Below are 574 nucleotides of genomic sequence, written 5' to 3'. Positions count from 1 at the left end.
TAACACCCGAAGCCGGTGGCCTAACCCCTTGTGGGAGGGAGCTGTCGAAGGTGGGACTGGCGATTGGGACTAAGTCGTAACAAGGTAGCCGTACCGGAAGGTGCGGCTGGATCACCTCCTTTCTAAGGAGCACCTACAACCACCCTGCCGGGCGTTATGTCCGTGTGGTGGGGTTGTCAGGAGTACGCCCGTTGCGCAGACGCAAGTTCTGCGGCGGGTGCTCACGGGTGGAATATCAACAAATAGCGGCCGCCGGTTCTTCGCCGGCACCCAGTACGGTCCCCTGTGCTTCCTTTGGAAGTGCGGGTGGTCCTGGAACGGTGCGGGAGAGGAGATGGGCGGTTTAGTGTTTGGCACACTGTTGGGTCCTGAGGCAACAGGACCGGGTTGCTGCGGCTTTGGCCGTGGCGGTTCCGGGACTAGTTTGTTTCTGGTTTCCTGGCTGCACCGATCACACGGTTGTTCTGCTCCTTTTGGGGGTGGGGTGTGTGTGGGGTGTGTGGTACGGGGTTGTTGTTTGAGAACTACATAGTGGACGCGAGCATCTTTTATAAGAAGCAATTTCCAAGAATAT

1 rRNA gene is annotated in these 574 nt (G+C 57.8%); it reads left to right on the top strand.

What is annotated here, in order from left to right:
• A 16S ribosomal RNA gene (locus tag AC1DN2_RS21330) occupies positions 1 to 122 on the top strand; the annotation flags it as partial.
• Positions 123 to 574: the final 452 nt, after the last annotated feature.

This window comes from Arthrobacter sp. 01L42 (assembly GCF_056400005.1).
This window is presented reverse-complemented; position numbering and strand designations above follow the sequence as displayed.